This window comes from Bacillus sp. ISL-7, from assembly GCF_018613065.1.
On sequence record NZ_JAGGQW010000046.1, the window covers coordinates 78759 to 100036 of the forward strand.

16 protein-coding genes, 1 pseudogene and 1 riboswitch are annotated in these 21278 nt (G+C 37.1%); of the genes and pseudogenes, 4 read left to right on the forward strand and 13 right to left on the reverse strand.

Translation table 11 applies throughout. The features are described from left to right. Window positions 1-17 precede the first annotated feature (17 nt). From J7E66_RS18390 to J7E66_RS18425, 8 genes are all read right to left on the reverse strand, one after another. A complete protein-coding gene (locus tag J7E66_RS18390; RefSeq protein ID WP_251032990.1) occupies window positions 18-1508 on the reverse strand; it encodes an alpha-N-arabinofuranosidase in 1491 nt (496 codons plus the stop codon). 236 nt (window positions 1509-1744) lie between these two features. Continuing rightward, on the reverse strand, window positions 1745-3229 hold the full coding sequence (araA, locus tag J7E66_RS18395; protein ID WP_215002486.1) for an L-arabinose isomerase: 1485 nt from the start codon (window positions 3227-3229) through the stop codon (window positions 1745-1747). A gap of 114 nt (window positions 3230-3343) precedes the next feature. After that, a complete protein-coding gene (gene araD / locus J7E66_RS18400) occupies window positions 3344-4039 on the reverse strand; it encodes an L-ribulose-5-phosphate 4-epimerase (protein WP_215002488.1) in 696 nt (231 codons plus the stop codon). Beyond that, window positions 4033-5730 (reverse strand): ribulokinase, encoded by a 1698-nt coding sequence (araB, locus tag J7E66_RS18405; RefSeq protein ID WP_215002490.1) that lies wholly within the window; start codon window positions 5728-5730, stop codon window positions 4033-4035. Before araB ends, araD begins: the two co-directional genes overlap by 7 nt. A 437-nt stretch (window positions 5731-6167) precedes the next feature. Further along, the gene (locus tag J7E66_RS18410) at window positions 6168-7634 is read right to left on the reverse strand and encodes an arabinan endo-1,5-alpha-L-arabinosidase (RefSeq protein WP_215002492.1); all 1467 of its coding nucleotides are present in this window, start codon (window positions 7632-7634) and stop codon (window positions 6168-6170) included. Between the two features lie 136 nt (window positions 7635-7770). Continuing rightward, the gene (locus J7E66_RS18415; RefSeq protein ID WP_215002708.1) at window positions 7771-8613 is read right to left on the reverse strand and encodes a carbohydrate ABC transporter permease; all 843 of its coding nucleotides are present in this window, start codon (window positions 8611-8613) and stop codon (window positions 7771-7773) included. An 84-nt stretch (window positions 8614-8697) separates the two neighbouring features. Beyond that, a complete protein-coding gene (locus J7E66_RS18420) occupies window positions 8698-9588 on the reverse strand; it encodes a carbohydrate ABC transporter permease (RefSeq protein WP_215002494.1) in 891 nt (296 codons plus the stop codon). A 147-nt stretch (window positions 9589-9735) separates the two neighbouring features. After that, a complete protein-coding gene (locus tag J7E66_RS18425; RefSeq protein ID WP_215002710.1) occupies window positions 9736-11064 on the reverse strand; it encodes an ABC transporter substrate-binding protein in 1329 nt (442 codons plus the stop codon). 675 nt (window positions 11065-11739) lie between these two features. Between J7E66_RS18425 and J7E66_RS18430 the strand changes: the two genes are divergently transcribed. Continuing rightward, window positions 11740-12858: a GntR family transcriptional regulator gene (locus J7E66_RS18430; protein WP_215002496.1), complete on the forward strand. Its 1119-nt coding sequence runs from the start codon at window positions 11740-11742 to the stop codon at window positions 12856-12858. Window positions 12859-12995: 137 nt separating this feature from the next. Here J7E66_RS18430 and J7E66_RS18435 read toward each other — a convergent pair whose 3' ends face one another. Beyond that, entirely contained in the window at window positions 12996-14276 is a 1281-nt protein-coding gene (locus J7E66_RS18435; protein ID WP_215002499.1) for a glycoside hydrolase family 27 protein, read from the reverse strand. A 118-nt stretch (window positions 14277-14394) separates the two neighbouring features. Further along, window positions 14395-15273, reverse strand: coding sequence for an AraC family transcriptional regulator (locus J7E66_RS18440; RefSeq protein ID WP_215002501.1), 879 nt, complete (start codon window positions 15271-15273; stop codon window positions 14395-14397). Between the two features lie 285 nt (window positions 15274-15558). Between J7E66_RS18440 and J7E66_RS32920 the strand changes: the two genes are divergently transcribed. Further along, complete coding sequence (locus J7E66_RS32920; protein ID WP_215002504.1) at window positions 15559-16155, forward strand: YesL family protein; 597 nt, start codon at window positions 15559-15561, stop codon at window positions 16153-16155. A gap of 120 nt (window positions 16156-16275) precedes the next feature. On the opposite strand, the gene mgrA is transcribed toward J7E66_RS32920, so the two are convergent. Both mgrA and J7E66_RS18460 read right to left on the reverse strand, forming a co-directional pair. Beyond that, window positions 16276-17268, reverse strand: coding sequence for an L-glyceraldehyde 3-phosphate reductase (gene mgrA, locus J7E66_RS18455; RefSeq protein WP_215002506.1), 993 nt, complete (start codon window positions 17266-17268; stop codon window positions 16276-16278). Between the two features lie 204 nt (window positions 17269-17472). Further along, window positions 17473-18447, reverse strand: a pseudogene (locus tag J7E66_RS18460) (glycoside hydrolase family 30 protein); the annotation flags it as partial. Between the two features lie 170 nt (window positions 18448-18617). Between J7E66_RS18460 and J7E66_RS18465 the strand changes: the two are divergent. Continuing rightward, on the forward strand, window positions 18618-19676 hold the full coding sequence (locus J7E66_RS18465; RefSeq protein ID WP_215002508.1) for a lactonase family protein: 1059 nt from the start codon (window positions 18618-18620) through the stop codon (window positions 19674-19676). 299 nt (window positions 19677-19975) lie between these two features. Here J7E66_RS18465 and J7E66_RS18470 read toward each other — a convergent pair whose 3' ends face one another. After that, window positions 19976-20095, reverse strand: a complete 120-nt coding sequence (locus J7E66_RS18470; protein WP_215002510.1) for an anti-repressor SinI family protein — start codon at window positions 20093-20095, stop codon at window positions 19976-19978. A 28-nt stretch (window positions 20096-20123) separates the two neighbouring features. Continuing rightward, window positions 20124-20207: riboswitch (cyclic di-GMP riboswitch) on the reverse strand. Window positions 20208-20768: 561 nt separating this feature from the next. On the opposite strand from J7E66_RS18470, the gene J7E66_RS18475 reads away from it, so the two are divergent. Next, window positions 20769-21233 carry a VanZ family protein gene (locus tag J7E66_RS18475; RefSeq protein ID WP_251032992.1) on the forward strand — a complete coding sequence of 155 codons (465 nt, stop codon included), beginning with the start codon at window positions 20769-20771 and terminating at the stop codon, window positions 21231-21233. The last annotated feature ends 45 nt before the right edge of the window (window positions 21234-21278 follow it).

The following is a 21278-nucleotide window of genomic DNA, read 5'->3' on the forward strand; positions in this document are numbered from 1 at the left end:
AATCCCCCCTCTTCCTTTTACTCAATTAATAAGGTCACAACAGACATAGGTGGAAGCTTGATTGCCAATTTATTGTTTTCCACTGTTACACTAGTGAATTCAACTGGCTTAACAACATCCGGCTGTTCAAATGTGTTATGAGCATTCATCGTGTCGGCAGTGATAATGGTGCCTGACACCTTTGTATTTGCTGCATTAACGCCGCGTAGATCTAAATCCAATTCAGCCCCATTTTGGTGATCGATATTACATAAGCTTACATGGATCTTACCTTCAGCGTTTTTAGATGCGGATACAGTTACCTGCGGCAATGTTTCACCATTGTACTCATAAGTGCCAAATGATGAATCAACTGCTAAAAGCTCGGCATTCTGGTGAACCTTGTACATATCAAACACGTGATAGGTTGGAGTAAGGATCATTTGCTCGCCTTCTGTTAGAATCATCGCTTGAAGCACGTTTACTGTTTGAGCAATGTTTGTCATTTGAACACGATCCGCATGGTTATGGAAAATGTTAAAATGTAATCCGGCTACTAGCGCATCACGGATTGTATTTTGCTGATATAAGAATCCTGGATTTGTACCTGGTTCTACGTCAAACCATGTGCCCCACTCGTCAATGATCATGCCAATGCGTTTTTGTGGATCATATTTATCCATGATGGTGCTGTGTTTTGTGATTAACTCATCCATATAAAGTGCTTTTTTCATGGTAATAAACCATTCATCTTCCGGAAAATCAATAGCAGATCCTTTACCCAGCCAGAAATCTCCTGGAATGGTGTAATAGTGAAGGCTTAGCCCATCCATTAACCAGTGGGCATTTTTCATTAACACTTCTGTCCAGTTATAGTCATCTACATTGGCACCGCCGGCAATCTTGTAGATTTTGTTATTTCCATAATTTCTTACATAGGTTTGATAACGACGATAAAGGTCAGCATAATATTCAGGACGCATGTTTCCACCGCAACCCCAGTTTTCGTTACCCACGCCGAAATACTTTAGTGTCCATGGCTCATCGCGGCCATTTTCACGGCGCCAGTTAGCCATTGGTGATTCGCCTTCAAATGTCATATATTCAACCCACTCAGACATTTCTTGAACTGTTCCGCTTCCCACGTTACCGCAAATATATGGCTCACACTCTAATAATTCACAGAGAAGCATAAATTCGTGTGTACCAAAATGGTTGTTTTCTACGACACCGCCCCAATGGGTATTAACCATGCGCTTGCGGTTTTCCTTAGGACCAATGCCATCCTTCCAGTGGTATTCATCGGCGAAACATCCGCCCGGCCAGCGGAGTACTGGAACCATAATGTTCTTTAATGCTGCTAACACATCATTACGAATACCCTTTGTATTTGGGATGGAAGAATCTTCACCAACCCAAATGCCTTCATAAATGCATCTTCCAAGGTGTTCTGCAAAATGGCCATAGATATTTTTATTGATTTTTCCTTTTTGAATATCCGTGTTGATAATTACATTATTCGCCAACATTAACGCCTCCATTTTTTAGATTGATAGAATTTAAAAGGAGTCCACAACTCTTGTATTATTGGTTTATTAAAAGAAATTTATAGACGGTCTTTGATTTTGTTTATGATGCTATCAGGGGTAAATCCATATTCTTTAGCAATCCTAGAAATGTATGTGTCAACTTAATAGCAGGGCTATTATTTTTCTAATAGCCCTGCTTATTATAGTTAAAAAGATTACTTAATTAGTGCCACTTATTACCGAAAAATAACATCATTCCAGCGGATTTCGTTATTGAAAGTATGAGTGTTTGTGTCGTTATTAATAAGGAGGAACTCAATTCCAGTTAGTTCAGCAAAATCTCTAAGCTGTTCTACTGTTACCTTATAAGAAAAGCCTGTATGGTGTGCTCCGCCCGCTTGGATCCAGTTTTCAACCGCTTGGCTTAATGATGGCTGAGTCTCCCATAATACCCGTGCAACAGGAAGTTTTGGCATATCTTTTTCCGGCTGTACAGCATCCACTTCATTTACAAGCAGACGGAAACGGTGTCCAAGGTCAACAATGGTTGCATTTAGTGCAGAGCCGCCTCTTCCATCAAACACGATTCTAGCAGGATCTTCCTTACCACCAATTCCAAGTGGATGAACCTCGATTTTTGGACGTGTTGCTGAAATGGTTGGGCAAACCTCCAGCATATGGGCACCAAGGACCATTTCTTTACCTGGCTCGAAATGATACGTGTAATCTTCCATGAAGGAAGTTCCTTCATTACCCGCAATAATTTTCATCAATCTAACAAGAGCAGCGGTTTTCCAGTCACCTTCACCAGCAAAACCATAGCCCTGTTCCATTAAACGCTGTACAGCTAAACCAGGTAGCTGACGCATACCATGTAAATCTTCAAAAGTAGTTGTGAATGCAGTATAACCTCCTTCAGTTAAGAATGCTTTCATACCAAGTTCAACTCTAGCTTGATAACGGATGGAATCCCGAACTGGACCATCAGTAAGTCCTTCTTGAGTAATATCGTATTGCTCTTCGTATTCAGCCATTAACTGGTCAATTTCTTGTTCAGTTACATCGTTCATGCGTTGCACGAGGTCACCTACTCCGTAACCGTTTACTGTCCAGCCAAACTTGATTTGCGCTTCTACCTTATCACCATCTGTTACCGCTACTTGGCGCATATTATCACCAAATCTTGCAACCTTAAGGTTTTTGCTTTCCTCAAATGCTACTGCTGTTCTCATCCAGCTTCCAACACGTTCTCTTACTTCTGGATTTTCCCAATGACCAACTACAACCTTACGTTTTACATTCATTCTTGCTGCGATGAATCCATGTTCACGGTCACCATGTGCAGCCTGATTCAAGTTCATGAAATCCATATCGATTGAATCCCAAGGAATATCACGGTTAAATTGTGTAGCTAAATGCAGATAAGGCTTTTGTAGTGCAGAAAGACCTGCAATCCACATTTTTGATGGTGAGAATGTGTGCATCCAAGTAATGATACCCGCACAATTTTCATCAGCATTTGCTTCTAGAATCAATTTGCGAATTGAATCAGAATCTTTTACTACTGATTTAAAAATCAACTTATAAGTTACTGCAGAATCACCAGCCAACCCGTTTACGATGGTTTTTGAGTTTTCCTCAACTTGACGTAGTACATCTTCTCCGTATAATAATTGACTTCCTGTTACAAACCAGAATTCATAAGCTTTTGTTGTTAACAAGATAATTCCTCCTAAGTAAATGCAAGATATTTTTATGGTAATAATTAATTAGTAATCTATAACCAGTTATCCGTACAAGTTATCCCTGATTAAAGCGGTTGCTTTCCTCTAAGTCTACTTTTGTCCGTAATAGGCATTTGCACCATGCTTACGAAGATAATGTTTATCAAGCAAGAATTGGTCAATAGGTTTAATTTGCGGGTTTAGGATAAAAGTGTTTAATGCCATTTTGGCCACTTCTTCTAAAACCACAGCATTGTGAACGGCTTGGTTTGCATTTTTCCCCCAGCTAAATGGAGCATGACCTGATAATAAAATTCCAGGCATTGCAACAGGGTCAAGTCCTTCTTTTTCAAATGTTTCTATAATGACATTTCCTGTTTCAAGCTCGTATCCCCGGTCAATTTCCTCTTTAGTCAGGGTGCGTGTACATGGAATTTCTCCGTAAAAATAATCCGCATGAGTTGTTCCAAGTGCTGGAATTGGACGTCCTGCTTGAGCCCAGCTTGTAGCCCCTGGAGAATGTGTATGAACAATTCCGCCGATTAGCGGGAGTGCCTGATATAAAGCAAGATGTGTGGGTGTATCTGAAGAAGGTCTTAATGACCCTTCAACAATATTTCCATCTAAATTTAAGACAACAAGATCATCAATTTGTAACTCATCATACGGAACACCACTTGGTTTGATAACCACAAGACCTGTTTCACGGTCAATCCCGCTCACATTTCCCCAAGTAAAAGTAACCAAACCATGTTCTGGGAGTTGTAAATTAGCTTCCAATACTTCTCTTTTCAATCTTTCTAACATACTGTTTCTTCCTCCTTCTTCTCAAAAGAGCTTTCCTTTTTAATCTTTTTCAACGTTTTCATGACATTGTTTTCGCCACGGCCAAAGTAGTCGTAAAGGCGTGCATATTCATTGAAAAGTTGATCGTAACCCCCTGCATTATCTTTAATTGGCTGATAGATATAATCTTTTACTCTTCCCATATCTTTGGCTGCATCTGTAATATGATCGTAACCGCCGCGCTCTTTTCCAGCTGCAACTGCTCCGAACATCGCAGAACCAAGGGCTGGAGTCTGTGAAGAAGCTGAGATTTTAATATCCATATTTAATACATCCGCATAAATTTGCATCATCATCGCATTTTTCTCAGCAATACCGCCTGCTGCATATACTTCATTTACCGGTACGCCATTTTGACGGAAGGTCTCTACAATCATTCGTGTACCATAAGCAGTTGCTTCAATTAATGCACGGTAGATTTCTTCTGGCTTAGTTAAAAGAGTAGCACCAAGAAGAACACCAGTTAGATCAGCATCTACAAGGGTTGAACGATTACCGTTCCACCAATCTAACGCAAGGAGACCGCTTTCACCAACTTGTAACTGGCTTGCTTTTTCTGTTAATAATTGATGGATATTGATTCCTTTTTCTTTTGCTTCTTCGTGGTAGCTTACAGGAACACAGTTTTCTGTAAACCATTCAAAATGGTCTCCTACACAGGATTGACCTGCTTCATAACCCATATATCCAGGGATAACGCCATCTTCAACAACGCCGCACATACCTGGAACAATTTTTTCTTCTTCCCCTAAAAGGATGTGACAAGTAGAAGTTCCCATGATCATCAACAATTTACCTGGTTCAGTAATCCCTACTGCAGGTACAGCAACGTGTGCATCTACGTTAGCAACTGCGACTGCTGTACCAGGATTTAAACCAGTAAGCTTAGCAGCCTTTTCAGTAATTTCCCCGGCTTTAGAACCAATCGGAACAATCTTTGTAGAAAGTTTATCTTCTATAACAGTTTCTAAGCGTGGGTCAAGTGCCTTGAAAAATTCATTGGATGGATATCCATCTTGCTTATGCCAGATTGCTTTGTATCCAGCTGTACAACTATTCCGATTGATTTGACCTGTTAACTCTGATATCACCCAGTCAGTTGCTTCTAATATTTGATCTGCCGCATCATAAATTTCAGGCGCCTCATTTAGAATCTGCCATACTTTTGGAAATAGCCACTCAGAAGAGATTTTCCCGCCGTAACGCTGTAAGAACTTTTCTCCACGTGCTTCGGCAATTTCGTTGAAGCGATTCGCCTCATCTTGTGCCGCATGATGCTTCCAAAGTTTCACATAGCTATGTGGGTGGTTAATAAATTCATCTTTAAAGCATAATGGAGTTCCATTTGCGTCAATTGGAAGGACCGTACAAGCAGTAAAGTCAATCCCTAAGCCGATAACATCGTCAGCTGAAACTTGTGCGTTTTTTAATACTTCTGGTACGGTAATCTGTAATACTTCAAGATAATCTGCTGGATGCTGCAGGGCCCAATCATGCTCTAATTTCGTAGTTCCATTAGGTAAAAATTCATCCATAACCCCATGTGTGTATGGTTTTACAGCTGAGGCCACTTCTCTGCCGGTTTCTACTTCAACAAGTACAGCTCTTCCTGATTGTGTGCCATAATCTACACCGATCGTATACTTCGCCATGAAAATCACCTGTCCTTAATAAGAATACGTTTACAAAACTGATAAAAAATTTTATTTAATCTAAGCAAGATTAATAGCTTGTTCACTAATTCTATAATAATAGTTTTATTATACGTACAAGATAGTTTAATAAAGTTGAAAACCTTATCATTAATCCTTACAAGTCACCTAAACAACTTCAACTTGTACGTATAACATTGATTAAATTTTACCATCTATCAGTTTTTTTTCAATGGTATTTTTAAAATTAATTCAAGTTTTCTTTAATTGTTTCATACACTCCTAATCCCACGTGTTCTCCCTCGAATATTCTTTATTTAATTCCATTGCATGTTTAAGTGGTCCGCCAGTGATACAGGCTTGGTTTAGTTCAAATCCTTTTACCTTCATATTTCCTCTCCCCATCATTACTTTTAAAACTTTAATTAGTTTTTTGATTATTTGTTTATGATTTTCTTTCCCCAGATAACGGTACCTTCTTGATTCATTCCAGTGAAGACCAAAGTACCGTTCCAGTTCTCCCAATCCCATCCGGGAATGACTTTTACAGTAAACTTCCAATAGCCATTAGGAGCTTCCTCGGGATTATAGATAGATAACTTCAAAGTGTTCTTCGCTGTTAACTTCCATTGACTTTTTCCACTACCATCCTTAATCTCCCCATTAGGTAGTAATTGAAATTTGGTGGAATTTTGGATTCCATCATCGAATCGGTTGAGGATAATCTGTTGCCAATTTCCAACGAGATTGGACTCCTTTACTATTTGCTCTGTTTCGCCAGCAAATCGTTCAGGGGAAACTACCGGCCAGTCATCATCGGTCCAGACAATTTTTCTTACATGCAAATGGGACCAATACTTATCCTCTCCGGCTCTGGCATTGTGAATCAGATAGTAATTGTCTCCATCTTGAAGTAATCCATTATGTCCTGTTCCCAGCCATCCCGGATCGTCTCCAAAGGAATAAGGACCCACAATTTTATTTCCAGTATTAAAAGAGTCGTCGCTAAGGTCAATCATACCCTCATTGTTATAGTCTAAAAATGGTCCTGTTATGTTTTTAGACCGGGCGACTCTCACGTTGTACGTATCTTCCAGCCAGTCATAAGAGACAGTTAAATAATAATAACCCGTTTTTTTGTTATAGATGATTTCTGGACCTTCAATTCCAGAGTTCATGTCTTTCCTTTGGGCAAGCAACGTTCCTTGATCACTAGGATTTCCTGGTTTCCCTGTAGTTTTATCTACCTTTGTAACAAAGATCCCTCCGAAATAAGATCCATATACCATCCACGGCTGACCACTTTTATCAAATATTATGTCTGGGTCAATCGCATTAACCGTATTTCCGTCGCCTTCTTGCGATTTAAAGACAGCCCCTTCATCTTTCCAGGGCCCCTCGATCTTGTCACTTGTCGCTAGACCAATATAAGAGTTCCTTTTCCCTACTTCAGAAACAGAATAATATAAATAGTACTTCCCATTCATTTGAATGACGTTCGGTGCCCAAAATGTCGTTCCATGTGTCCAGGTCCACGCCTCTTGAGAAACTTGTTCAAAAACACGGCCAACAAATTGCCAATGAATCAGATCTTTGGATTTTCTTATTTGGACCCCCGGAGTTGGCGGTGCCCCCACCATATAATCTGTAGAGAACACATAATACCAGCCATCCGCTTTAATTATTGCCCCATCATGGGTGAAATTTGTCGTCCATTTCTTTTCATCGTAAAGAACATCCGTATTAACATTTTTAACTGGAGATTTTGCAGGTGCTGAAGGCAGTTTTATTCCGGTAAAATCATCTTCCTTTGGTTGATAGTGTTGATAAGCTAATATGGAAGCTGGAACGATGAATATCGCTATCAACAAGCCAAACAGGATTACTTTTGTTTTAGTTTTCATTTTTATATTCTCCCAGTATTGGTACGATATAAGAAAAGGCACTTATCAAAAATTAATGATAATAAGTGCCTTTCAGTTTACCTACTATTAAACTGTAAATAACAATTATAAATGCACTAGCATTAATTTAATGGAATTAACCTTTCACACCAGAAATCGCAATTGATTCAATGATTTGTTTTTGGAAGATAATAAATACGATTAACATCGGCAATAACGCCACCATGGAAGCCGCCATAATCAGCGGATAGTCACTTTGAATCGCGTATGATGCGTTAAAGTTTGCAATTACTAATTGCAATGTTTGTTTTTCTGGTGAGTTCAAATAAAGAATCGGACCTAAATAATCATTCCAGATTCCCATGAACCATAGAATTAATTGTGCAGCTACCGCTGGTTTAATTAATGGAAAAATAATCTTATAAAAGATTTGGAAATAAGAGCATCCATCAATTTTCGCCGCTTCAATGATTGAGTTTGGAATGCTGGTTAAGAATTGTCGTAAAAAGAAAATCATAAATATATTACCAAACAATCCAGGAATAATTAATGGTAATAAACTATCGATCCAGCCAATTTTCGAAAACATAATGAATTGAGGAATCATAACAACAGGATACGGAATCATTACGGATGCAAAGAGCATGATGAAAATTTTATTCTTTCCAGCAAAGTGTAGTTTCGAAAATGCAAACGCAGCTAAACTGGAAGTGAATGTTCCGATTACAGTAACTGTAACAGCTACAATTAAACTATTACCGATACCAGATAATAGCGGCCCCATATCCCAGATTTCAAGATATTTACTAAATGAAATGGTATGAGGAATCCACACTGGTGGTAAAGCAAATACATCTTCCTTCGATTTAAGGGAAGTGGAAAACATCCACAATAACGGAGCTACCATGAAGATTGCTCCAACACTAAGTAAGGCAAAAACAAATATATTCGTAATTCTATTTTTCTTTTTTTCAGACATTGGTTCTGCTTTAACTGTCTTTTTTGCAATTGCAACTTCCATTTTTTCAAGCCCCTTTCTATTACTCTTTTATTCACCTATTTTTTAATCCAACTCAAAAGAATTTTTCTCGTTTATCTTAAATTGGATCAAGGTAATAATAAAGATGAAAAGTCCCAGTACCAAGGCCATGGCCGATGCATAACCTAATTGGAAGTTACCAAATGCTTTCTGCCATATATAGAATACAACGGATGCGGAACCAAATTCAGGACCGCCAGTTGGTGTCATAACGTTAATTTCAGTAAAAATTTGGGCACCGCCAATAATATTGGTTACAATAATAAAGAAGGTTACAGGTTTCACCATTGGTAAGGTAATATGCCAAAATGCTTGGAATGAGTTCGCGCCATCTAATTTAGCCGCTTCATAAAAGGATTTCGGCACACTTTGAAGTGCTGCTAAATACAATAACATCGTATAGCCTAAGCCCTTCCATACTGCCATAATTATTAAGGCTGGTTTTACTGTGGATGTATTTTGCAGCCAGTTTGGACCTTTAATGCCAAATAAATCTAGAAACTGGTTTACTAAACCATAATCGCCATTGTATGCCCATTGCCATAAAATCGAAATAGCAGCGAGTGAAGAAATAACCGGGATATAATATAGAACTCGGAAAGTATTAGTTCCAGGAATTCCTCTATTTAATGCTAAGGCAAGTAATAATGCTAATACAATACCAATAGGAATCCCCAGCATCATAAAGATGGTGTTATACATAGACTTATAGAAGTATTCATCTTGGAATACATTCTTAAAGTTTTCCAAGCCAATAAAGTTCATTTGTCCTAAACCGTTCCAATCCGTAAATGCTCCGTAGATCGAATACAATAAAGGACCCATTGCAAATATGAGAAACCCTAAAACTGGTGCTGCTATAAATAAATAGGCGTATCTTTGTTCCGTACTATACAGCTTGGATATTGTTTTCACCTTTCCCCACCCTTTCAATGCATTGTCAAGTACATTTCCCTTTCTCTAAATTTCTTATGACTAAAAAAGTTAGATAAAAGGAATAAATGGCGCTAATATAAAACTTCTTTCAACTAGCACCATTTACACTATGTCAGTTTGTGTTCATTATTTCTTTGCAGATTGTTTTTCTTGTTGAATTGCTGCATCTAATAGTTTCTGCATTTTTGGCTGTTCTTCTTTTACATATTGGGCAGCGGTTTTCTTTCCATCAAGTACAGGCTGAATGTTTTTGAAGAATTCATCATACCATTCACTAGTATAAGTGTACTCACCTGGGAAGCTGCGGCCGTACTCATTGATTATATCTAAGAATTCTTGCTTGTTTGCTGGTTTTGTGGAAGTATTAGCTGCCCACTTTTCAGCAACTTTCACGCTGTTTGGAAGTTGAATTTGTGCATCAACTAATGCTTGTTGTCCTTCTTGGTCAGCAGATAGATAGGTTGCTAATTCAGCAGCTGCTTTTTGGTTCTTAGTAGTTTTAGCTACACCAATTCCAAGTGAACCAATCCATGCAGCTGTTTCACCAGTTGAACCAACAGGCCATGGAATTAAATCATAATCAAAGTCTAATGAAGCATATGTTGCCATATCCCAAGGACCTACAGGGAAGAATGCTAATTGGCCTTTCATCCATCTTTGGTATGTGTCAAGTGATTGTGCTTCAGAGATAGATGGGGTAACTTTGTATTTAGTTTGCTGATCTGCAAACCATTGTAATGCTTCAACAAATTTAGGATCATCTATAGTTACTTTTGTATGTGTTCCGTCAATAAAGTCTGCGCCATTGCTCCAAACAATTGGCTGTAATGACCATTGAACGTTAAATCCAGTACCGTATTGATCAACTTTACCATCATTGTTAGTATCTTTTGTTAATTTTTTCGCTACATCAATAAATTCTTGCATAGTATATGGCTTATCTTTATCTGGAAGTGGAATCCCTGCTTTTTCAAACATTGTTTTATTGTATCCTAGTGCAAATCCACTGATATCCTTTGGTAATCCGTAGATGGCGCCATCACCAAGATTTTTACCATCATAACGGTATTTGTTTACACCTTTTTCCCACATATCACTTAATTTAACATCTTTTGAACCTTCAACATATTTCGTAATATCTAGTAAGATTCCAGAGTTTACATATGCTTTTACTTGAGCTGGATTATAGAAGAAAACATCCGGAATTTTGTGTCCTGCAATCGCAGCTTTTAATTTTGTGTCATATTGGTCAGGAGCAACAGAGACAACAGTAACTTTTACATTTGGATGAGACTCTTCGTATTTCTTAACTGTAGCTTTATAAGCTTCTAGCTCTTTAGGCTGGCCACGGAACATAAAGGTAAGTTCAGTTTTACCGCCGCTCTTTCCAGTTGAGCTTTCGTTTGAACATCCTGCGAGAATTGAACTGATTACCATAATCGCAAGCAACAGCATTGTACCTAACTTTTTAGATGCTTTAAACAAGTAAATCCCTCCAATGAATTTGATAAAATAAACTTAAAAGACCAAAAAATCCAAAAGTTGAAAGCATAATCACTTTACGAAAAAATAAGACTAATTACAGAGAGTGTTAGGAATTTCTATTAAGCTAGTTAAATTAGATGTACGGACATGTCATGCTGTTACATAAAAATCCCTCCTAAAAAGACTCCATTATATCAATTCACTAAGTCTAATCTTAAATCTTTAGGCCTTTTTCCCATTTTCAACGAAACTTTGAAAGCGTATTCTCTATAGTTCAAATAGTAATATACCTGTTCGTACATGTCAATCATTTTTCTGTTAAAAAAAATTATGTACGGACGTGTTGAAATCCCCTATTTATTGAAAGGGTACAATTAAATTTCGCATTCTGTCTTTCATGTTGATCAGTTAAAATATTTAGAGAGGCTAATAAAATACCCAATTGTAGACCATATTACTGTTTTTTGGAAATAAATCGATTTGAAGTAAATGGTTTTGATATGATCTCTTTATGTCCTACTAAAATGAAAAATATTATAAAGATATTATAGTCTTTTTTAATTTTTTTTGTTACGATATTCATATTATTAGTTGTTGTACGTATAAGTAGTTAAAGATGCATACAAGTCGAAAGTGGTGATACCAATGGCCCAAAAGACCAAATATACAATGGTCAAGGAAAAAATTACAGAATGGATCACAAATGGTAAGGTAAAACCAGGTGAAAAGATCTATTCTGAAAATGAACTAGTTAAAATGTTTGCGGTCAGCAGACATACTGTGCGTCTAGCGGTGGGGGATTTAGTACACGAAGGCTGGCTTTATAGAGAACAGGGGGCAGGAACTTTCTGTTCCAATAAAATGTTAGAACCGTTGGCCGAATCTAACACCCACGTACAACCTTTGAAAACCACTGGGAAAAACATTGGGGTAATAACAACCTATATTTCAGATTATATTTTTCCTTCTATTATTAAAGGTATGGAATCCTATTTAACAGCTCAGGGGTATTCCTTAACGTTTGCTTGTACAGATAATGATGTGGATAAAGAGAAACAATGTTTACAAACCATGTTAAGCCGGAATATTAATGGGTTGATTGTCGAGCCTACAAGAAGTAGCAATTACAATCCTAACATTAATTACTATTTAGAGTTAGAACAAAACAATATCCCTTACTTAATGATTAACCAATTTTACTCCCAACTAATGCCGCCGCACATCATTATGGATGATGAACATGGTGGTTATATTGCTATGGAACATTTAATTAATCTTGGCCATGAAAAAATAATCGGTCTTTTTAAAACCGATGACCTCCAAGGAGTAAATCGGATGCAAGGTTTTATCCGAGCTTTTAGGGAATACAATCTCACCTTTTTCCCGGAAATGGTTATTACTTATACAACCGATGACCCGGAATCTCAACTACTTGAACGGTTAAAGCAATTTTTCATGACAGAAAAAAAACCAACTGCAATTGTCTGTTATAATGATCAACTAGCCTTACAAGTTCTAAATATGTTAAAAAGACTTGGCTTAAGTGTTCCAGACGACGTTTCCATTGTCGGCTATGATGATTCTTTCTTAGCAGAGGCAACCGATGTGAAACTAACATCTGTTACACACCCTAAAATGGAAATGGGGATTGAAGCGGCCAAATGGATTGTCTCAGCAGTTGAAAGACGAGGAACTAATCAACCTTCTACTGTTTATGAACCAGAGTTAGTGATACGAAACTCAACTGCAGCAGTGCACAAATAACTAGGCTAGGCTAGCCAAGCCTACGCCAAAAATGTTTGCGCTTACTTTTTCTTGCTAAAAAGGTGTCCCAAATAAACTTGGGACACCTTTTTTACACTATGTGAGTTTCTAAATACAATCTCCAGTAACTTCCTCATTTAATACAATTTAATCAAAATGGAGCCGTGTGCCGGAAGAGTTTGTTTAATACTTTCGGCAACGACTCCAAGTTCCGCTTGTTTCCAAAGATCTCTTGCCGTTTTTTTCGAAGTTAGACCAAGCTGTTCCAATGAAACATCGACAACGGCTGTTTCTTCAGCGGCATTAAACAAGGCTACGTAAGTATGACCATCGTCACCTTTTGCGGTCCAGACAATTTTGTCATCCTCCCGATAGACCAAGCGATTACTGTGGCTGTATTGGTTTAGTTCCAAAACCTCTTTATTTGTAAGCAAGGAAAGCGTCCAGTCATCGTTATCCCGAAGTTCTCCCCCAAACATAAGCGGGGAGCGGAAGATCGACCATAATGTCATCATTGTTATTTGTTCATCTTTTGTAAATCGAGTCCAGCGGTCCGCCCCTCCTCCGTCAACTGAACGAATTCCAATATGGCCAAGAGGCAGCATATCACAGTCTGGCCAGTGCCCTGGTCCCACATGCCGACTCCACTTTTCACACCTTTCAAACATGCCATATAAAAGGCTCCAATGATCCCAAAAATCATCGGTCATTCTCCACATGTTAGCATTGTCAATTAAGGTTACAGCAGATTCCAACGGTGCCGGACCAGGTGATAGACTGAGGACCATCTCTCTTCCACTGTTATCGATTGCCTTGTGAATTAACTTTATTTCATCTTCATGGATATGATAAAGCCGGGAAGCTGCAATATCGTCCACCTTGACAAAATCCACTCCCCACTCGGCATACAATTGAAATAAAGAATTATAATATTCCTGTGCACCTTCTTTAGAAGCATCCACCCCATACATATCCGTATTCCAAGGACAAATGGAATTTGGATGTGCAATATCTCTTGCTCTCATATTAGTGCCCAAAATGGGTGTATTGGCATGAACGGCTTGGCGTGCGATCCCCCGCATGATATGTATGCCAAACTTTAATCCAAGGTTATGTACATAATCCGCTAACGGTTTAAAACCCTTGCCCCCTTCTGAAGAAGGAAAACGATTAACTGCAGGTACCAACCTTGAGTATTCATCCATTTCAAGCGGAACAAATGGACGATACACTGATGATGTTGCCCCGGGTTCAGACCATTGAATATCAACCACAACATACTCCCAGCCATATGGTTTTAGATGTTCTGCCATATATTCAGCGTTCCCTACAATTTCCTCTTCCCTTACTGCCGCTCCATAACAATCCCAGCTATTCCAGCCTAAAGGTGGTGTTTTGACAAAAGTATGATGCCTCATTTCGTCCATTCCTTTCTATTAAATTATTGCTCTTTAAACTAATAATAAGGAATTGAGACATCTACATCTATAATAAATTTTTGCTCTATATTGTAAAATATTGCTCTTTTGATAATACTTAATCGAATCTAAACTCATTTAAAAAGGCTAGATCTTTTCCTAACCGAAACTCACCTGGAGAAAAACCTATCCATTCACGAAAGACCTTTATAAAGTAACTGCTATTGGAATAACCAATTTGTTTTGAAGTCTCTTCAATGGTCATATCTGTGTTCCTTAGGAGCTGGACCGCTTTTTCCATTCGGACCTTTGTTAAGTATTCCATTGGTGAAAGTCCAGTTGTTCGTTTGAAAAGACGGGTAAAATGAAATTTTGATAAGCCTACTCTTAGTGCAAGCACATCAAGACTTTGAATAGTACAGTAATCTTCCTCTAAAAAATGGACAGCTTGAATCACTTTTTCAGGCCAGATTTCTTTTTCCTTTTTATAAGCCGCAGTATATCGGTACAGCTCCATTACAAATTGATAAACAATCGTTGAAGCACGAAATCCATCAGTAATCTGCTGTTTGCTTGCAGCATAATAGGCATTTTTCAAGAAGGTAATGGGGGAGCTTAACTCTGAAATTTGAGGAACATTCCCCATTAATTTAATTAGTTCTGTCCATTCTTTTTGAAGATTTGTTGGTCTAAATAAGATAAAATAAAATTCCCAGTTCTCACTGTCTTGAGGCAAATAATAGCGATGATCACTTGGAATTTCTACCATAAATGCACTGCCTGCAGTTAGCTTGTGAACTACACCATCTAGCTCAATATTTCCACTGCCTGAAATGGTATATTGAAACAATAATAATGGACCATCTTTACGTTTTAATCCATCCCATTCATATGAAGTATCTTCTATATGCTGGTGCCCTACGGCAAAAAGCTGGTAGAAGGAACTATTTAAGGTATCTAAAAAGCGGAATCCATAAACTCCAAATTTACTAGACATGAGATTTCCCCTTAAATGATTGATTTTAATGAGGTATTGTGAAAATGCATTACTCTGGAATTATTATTATTTTAGATTGTTTAATGTATTGAAGACTCATTGGTCCAAGAATCACCAATATAAAGAAGTTCGCTTGGTAATATTTTCACTTCCTGTGCTACGTGACTGAATACTTGTGGATTGGGCTTTGCTAATTCCACTTCATCTTTAATATTCCTTCTTTTTTAGCGGAATCTATGCTATTTTTATTGTACAGAAAAAAATTATGAAATCTTGGTGATATGGATGAAATTTAATAGTAAATTCTATAGATTACTTGAATTTGTTACAGCCTTTTTTCAGTTAAATATCCTATGGCTGTTATTATGTTTACCAGTTATAACCATTTTCCCTGCAACTGTTGCCATGTATTGCGTCACACGACAATGGATTTTACATAAGGACTATAGTGTTTTTCGTCCTTTCTTTAAATATTTCAAAGAAAATTTTAAAAAGAGTTTATTGTTAGGCATTTTATGGACTTTTTTTGGTAGTTTGTTTTATATTGATTTTACCTTAATGGATAATCTTGGTGATTTTCAATATATTCTATTACCGATACTGTCTTTATTAGGAATCATAGTTCTTACTACTTCGGTCTTTATTTTTCCAACCATCGCTAACTTTGATATGAATTGGTGGGACGCAATAAAAAATTCGGTGTTCTTTTCCATTAGATATCTTCCGACTACTCTTGTCGCGGTTATCTATATCGCTTTAATGTCTTTTATTCTCTATACTTGGCCAGTAACTTCATTATTTATTTTCAGTTTAGGTGCGTATAGTATATACTTTTTATGTAACAGAGTGTTTTCTAAAATTCAACAAGTTAATGCTTCTTAACATCAAAATACTGGTTTATATTTTTTAATGGATTAATTGCATTCCCCCAAAATAACAAGAGGGTCTCAAAAAGTTGTTTATTACAACCTTTGGGACCCTTTCTTTTTTAATGTTAGAACTCTAGCTTTTAAGAATATCCTCAATCCTTGCTAATTCTTGATCAGAAAACTCAAGGTTATTCAATACTGCAACATTTTCCTCAATTTGGCTCACTCTGCTAGCACCAATCAGGACTGAAGTAACCTTTCCTCCACGCAAAACCCAGGCCAGCGCCATTTGTGATAGACTTTGACCACGCTCTATTGCAATTTCATTTAATTTTTGAACACGCTCAATAACTTCTGCTTTAACTTGATCTTCACTTAGAAACCCTGTTGATTTTGCTGCACGAGAATCGGCTGGAATCCCAGTTAAATACTTATTGGTTAACAAGCCTTGTGCTAACGGACTAAACGCAATCGAACCGACTCCACTTTCCTGAAGCACATCCTGTAAGCCGTCCTCTATCCAGCGGTTAAACATGGAATACTTTGGTTGATGGATTAACAAAGGTGTTCCTAACTGATTCAAGATTTTAATCGCTTCAGCTGTTTGTTCTGCACTGTAGTTAGAAATTCCAACATATAACGCTTTACCCTGACGAACAATAGAATCTAATGCTCCCATGGTTTCCTCAATCGGTGTGTTTGGGTCTGGACGGTGCGAATAGAAAATATCAACATAATCAAGTCCCATTCGTTTTAGACTCTGGTCCAGACTTGATACTAAATATTTCCTTGAGCCCCAATCCCCATATGGTCCTGGCCACATCGTGTAGCCTGCTTTTGAAGAAATGATCATTTCTTCACGGTAAGGAGCAAAATCAGTCTTTAATATTCTACCGAACATTTCTTCAGCAGACCCCGGCGGCGGGCCATAATTGTTGGCCAAATCAAAATGGGTAATCCCTAAATCAAACGCTCTTCTCAGCATTGCCCGTCCATTTTCATATGTATCAACACCACCAAAATTGTGCCATAGTCCAAGCGAGACCGCAGGAAGCATTAATCCTGAACGGCCACTGCGATTATATTTCATTGGTTCATAACGATTTTCTGCTGCTTGGTAAACCATATTTTTTTCCTCTTTTCTATATTTTTGATGAGCAGCAAATACCACACAAACTAAGCATATCTTATAAATTAGAATAATGTGCAAATATTTTGAAGTCCCTTAATAAAGATAAATGATATTCCTTTTAATAGGAACCCTACTGAATTTTCTTTGATTATTTTTAATCATTTTAATAATAAATCATGCCGAGGTTCTCGCCATTAATTACAATACGAATGTATTAAATGAAGAGGGTTCTAATGTAACTTTATATCTTTCAATTCCTTCTCCGATACAAAGTTCACGTTGATTTTCAAACGGATTTGAAATAACAACTATTCTTGAGTCATCCGGATTTCTAAATGCAACTGCATTTCCAGTCCATGGACCATTTGTTTCAATCCTAACCGCACCAGGTTTAATAAAATGAGAGAAATGCTTCATCACATAAAACTCTGGATTACAAATGACATCCTTTGTTTCAGGATCTACGGTAATCATAGAATTTTGTTCCCATCCCCAAGTGCTTCGGCCAAACGGTTCCAAGACCATGTTCCAATAAACATAAGAGTTTGCACCATTCACGAAGTAATGTCGAAACAAATTATAGACGTATTGAGCATATTCCCACGTATTTTTTCCATCTCCACATTCATTTTCTGTCTGCATGTAACGCAGTTCTGGATAGCTTTGTACCGTTTGTTGTATGGCATACTTTCCTGCCCATTGATAGCCGACACCTTTAATGTATTTATAAGCCTCAGGGTCACTTAGGACCGAATTTGCCAGTTGATCATAATCAGATGCTGATTTTTGAAATAATTCATTGACAATTCCATTAATGGTTCCTAGCCATATTTCCGTGTCTAGTCCATGTCGTTCAAAAGCTGGACCTAAATAATCAGAAATGAATTCACGAAGCTGCTCGCCGGTCCAAACACATGAAGGAAATTTCTGATCAGCAACCACTTCGTTTTGGACATGGATTTGGTCAATCTTAATACCCTCTTGTTTGTAAGCCTCTACAAACTTTACAAAGTATAAAGCATACGCCTCCAAAACTTCCTTTTCCCAACGCAGTTTTCCATAGTTGTATGCTTTAGGGAACTTCATCCATGTTGGAGGGCTCCATGGGGATGCGAACAATTTCATGTTAGGATTACGTTTCAACGCTTCTTTTATAAATGGAAAGATGTACTTGCACTACTATTTCCTTATATTTCTTTATTCATCGGGAAATTCCGGTAAAAAACTCATTAGGTTAAATTACCTTTTAAAATAACACCAACAACTTATAGGTAAGAAATTGGAGTAATTATTGCATAGTTTGATACAATAAAACGAAATGAATATCTAAAGGAGCGAAGATGATGACAGGTAACAATGAGTTCATGGGTTATATTGGAACGTATACGAAGGGAGATAGCAAAGGAATTTATTCCTTTACATTAGATACGAAGGAGGAAAGAATAAAGGATATTAAGGTTGTCGCACAACTTGAAAACCCTACATATTTAACAATCAGTAATGACAACCGATACCTTTATTCCGTTGTAAAAGAAGGTGAAACTGGAGGAATCGCTGCTTTTTCTATTGGTGACAACGGCGAACTTGCAGAAATTAATAAACAATTGCTTCCAGGTTCGTCGCCATGTCATGTAAGTGTCGACAGTAAAAATCAATATGTTTTCAGTGCAAATTATCATCAAGGATTAGTAGAATCCCATTTAATTAATCAGGAAGACGGTTCCGTAAATCCCGCAGCCTCGATTATTAAGCATGAAGGCTCTGGGCCAGATCCAAGACAGGAAAAACCGCATACCCATTATGCCGGAGTCACCCCTGATGAGAATTATCTGGCCGTTGTTGAATTGGGAATTGATGCACTTATCACCTATGCGGTCCACAGTGACGGCACACTTTCCAAAGCGAATCTGCTTCCTTTAAAAGCTGGAAGCGGCCCAAGGCATTTGGTTTTTCATCCGAATGGAAAATTTGCTTACATCATGACTGAATTTAGTTCGGAGGTCATTGTGTTAACCTACCACCCGGAAAATGGACATTTCACAGAAAGACAATATATTTCCACACTTCCCGCTGATTTTTCTGAAAATAATCAAGGCAGTGCGATTCATATTTCAGCTGATGGACTCTTTGTCTATGCCGGTAATCGCGGACATAACAGTATAGCCGTTTTCCGTGTGGATATCGAAACAGGCGAGCTTACCTTTGTTGAACATACATCGACTGAAGGTGATTGGCCAAGGGATTTTGAAATTGATCCTAGCGGGAAGTTTGTGGTTGCTTCGAATCAGGAGTCAGGCAATTTAGTATTGTTCTCAAGGGATGAGTTTTCGGGGAAATTGACGTTGATTGAGTCTGATATTACTGTGCCTTATGCGGTTTGTGTAAAGTTTTTAAATTATTAACCCATACCTAAAACAGCTTAACAAATTGCTCATTAATTTGTTAAGCTGTTTCAAATTTATAGAACATTTTATTCTCTTTAAAATTTTACTTAATAAAAATACGTTCTCTGTAAAAGGGTATTTTATTATATTGCTTTTCCATAATGTACAGACGAAAAATAATAATCTGCTATAATCACCTGAGGTCTTATACTTTGCGCCCGCTGCCGTCCACAAAATTGAATATTCTGAAAATTATATAATCAATAACCCTCGTATTAATTATATACTCCGGCTCAAAGGGATAAATTAAATTGGCTCTAATAGGTACGTTTTAGGAAATCCCTAATTTCATCAATGGAAAGTCCTATCTTTTTAGCTTCATTAATAAGTTCTAACCATTCTGTATCAAAATCTTTTTCATTGGTTAATGCAGACAAAATTCACCCTCCTAAAATGATTACTATTTTAGGTAACTCAGCCATCCTAGTTAAAAACCTTAGACCTGTAGCTTTGCGTCCCAATCTTTCGAAAGGTTTGCCTTTGTCGTTCATAGTATTAAAGTATTAAAGTATTAAAGTATAAACTAATAGTACTATAGTCTTACGGGAAACTAAATGTAAATATTTCCAAAAATTTCGACACAATTTCGACAAAAAATATTTAAACCCATTAGTCATAATTTAGAAGTTTTAAACAACAGTTCTCACATGTTACCTGACCTAATTCAATAAATTTAATTTTTCTAAGGGTCCTCCTTTTAATAATTCGATCCTTATTAAATTCTAGACCGCATGCACAATGATAGGAATCTTTCACAATGTGAATTTGGTTTCTTTCTTTTATTAGTGGATATATCATGATTTCCTTTCTTTTCTAATTATCGGTTCCTAAATAAGAACAACTTATGCTCATTATAAAGAAAATGCAGAATTTTGTAAATGGAAACAAGTTAATTTTACCTATATAAATATCATTAACTTATAATACGAAAGTTGTGCATAATTGGATTATTTTAGTGTAAATATCTCCTATTTGTTCTTTAAAGGGAACAATGATAAAATTAATAATATAATTCAATTAAGAAATACTAGTTAGTGAGGAGCAAGGATTTTGGATTATCAACCAATACAAGGTAGTAGAATACGTAAGCGAAAAACAAAGAAACGATTTCTTTTTATAAAAGTCCTAATGATTATTTTATGGGGGCTATTTTTGTTGGTAAATACCTGGACAGAAAGTATAGAGCGTCTAATATATTTACATTCATTCGGATTAAAGTGGGTATCAAATCCGGACTTTTTGTCTTTCTTTTATTTTACTGATTTAACTTTGATTCATTCTGAATTTATAAAAATTAAGTTAGGCCATTTTATCGGTTTTGGGATAATGGATTTTCTTCTCTTCAATCTATTAAGAAGCCACAAATATTCTATCGGTATATCCATTACTTTTGCGTTTCTAACAGAATTCCTGCAGTTATTTTTCGGGAGAGATGGACGTTTTTATGACTTAGTTATTGATTCATTCGGTATTTTATCAGTATTTTTTAGTTTAAAAAGGTTTAATATTAGATGAAACAGGATGGGCCACTTTGCTCATCCTGTTTTAGTGTTTTTGATA

Bases quoted from the DNA above. Each gene is read 5' to 3' on its own strand.
- J7E66_RS18430 (WP_215002496.1), top strand. From the start codon at position 11,740: ATGGCCCAAAAGACCAAATATACAATGGTCAAGGAAAAAATTACAGAA.
- J7E66_RS32920 (WP_215002504.1), top strand. From the start codon at position 15,559: ATGAAATTTAATAGTAAATTCTATAGATTACTTGAATTTGTTACAGCC.
- J7E66_RS18440 (WP_215002501.1), bottom strand. From the start codon at position 15,273: ATGTCTAGTAAATTTGGAGTTTATGGATTCCGCTTTTTAGATACCTTA.
- mgrA (WP_215002506.1), bottom strand. From the start codon at position 17,268: ATGGTTTACCAAGCAGCAGAAAATCGTTATGAACCAATGAAATATAAT.
- J7E66_RS18390 (WP_251032990.1), bottom strand. From the start codon at position 1,508: ATGTTGGCGAATAATGTAATTATCAACACGGATATTCAAAAAGGAAAA.
- J7E66_RS18410 (WP_215002492.1), bottom strand. From the start codon at position 7,634: ATGAAAACTAAAACAAAAGTAATCCTGTTTGGCTTGTTGATAGCGATA.
- J7E66_RS18425 (WP_215002710.1), bottom strand. From the start codon at position 11,064: ATGCTGTTGCTTGCGATTATGGTAATCAGTTCAATTCTCGCAGGATGT.
- J7E66_RS18465 (WP_215002508.1), top strand. From the start codon at position 18,618: ATGACAGGTAACAATGAGTTCATGGGTTATATTGGAACGTATACGAAG.
- araD (WP_215002488.1), bottom strand. From the start codon at position 4,039: ATGTTAGAAAGATTGAAAAGAGAAGTATTGGAAGCTAATTTACAACTC.
- araB (WP_215002490.1), bottom strand. From the start codon at position 5,730: ATGGCGAAGTATACGATCGGTGTAGATTATGGCACACAATCAGGAAGA.
- J7E66_RS18435 (WP_215002499.1), bottom strand. From the start codon at position 14,276: ATGAGGCATCATACTTTTGTCAAAACACCACCTTTAGGCTGGAATAGC.
- J7E66_RS18415 (WP_215002708.1), bottom strand. From the start codon at position 8,613: ATGTCTGAAAAAAAGAAAAATAGAATTACGAATATATTTGTTTTTGCC.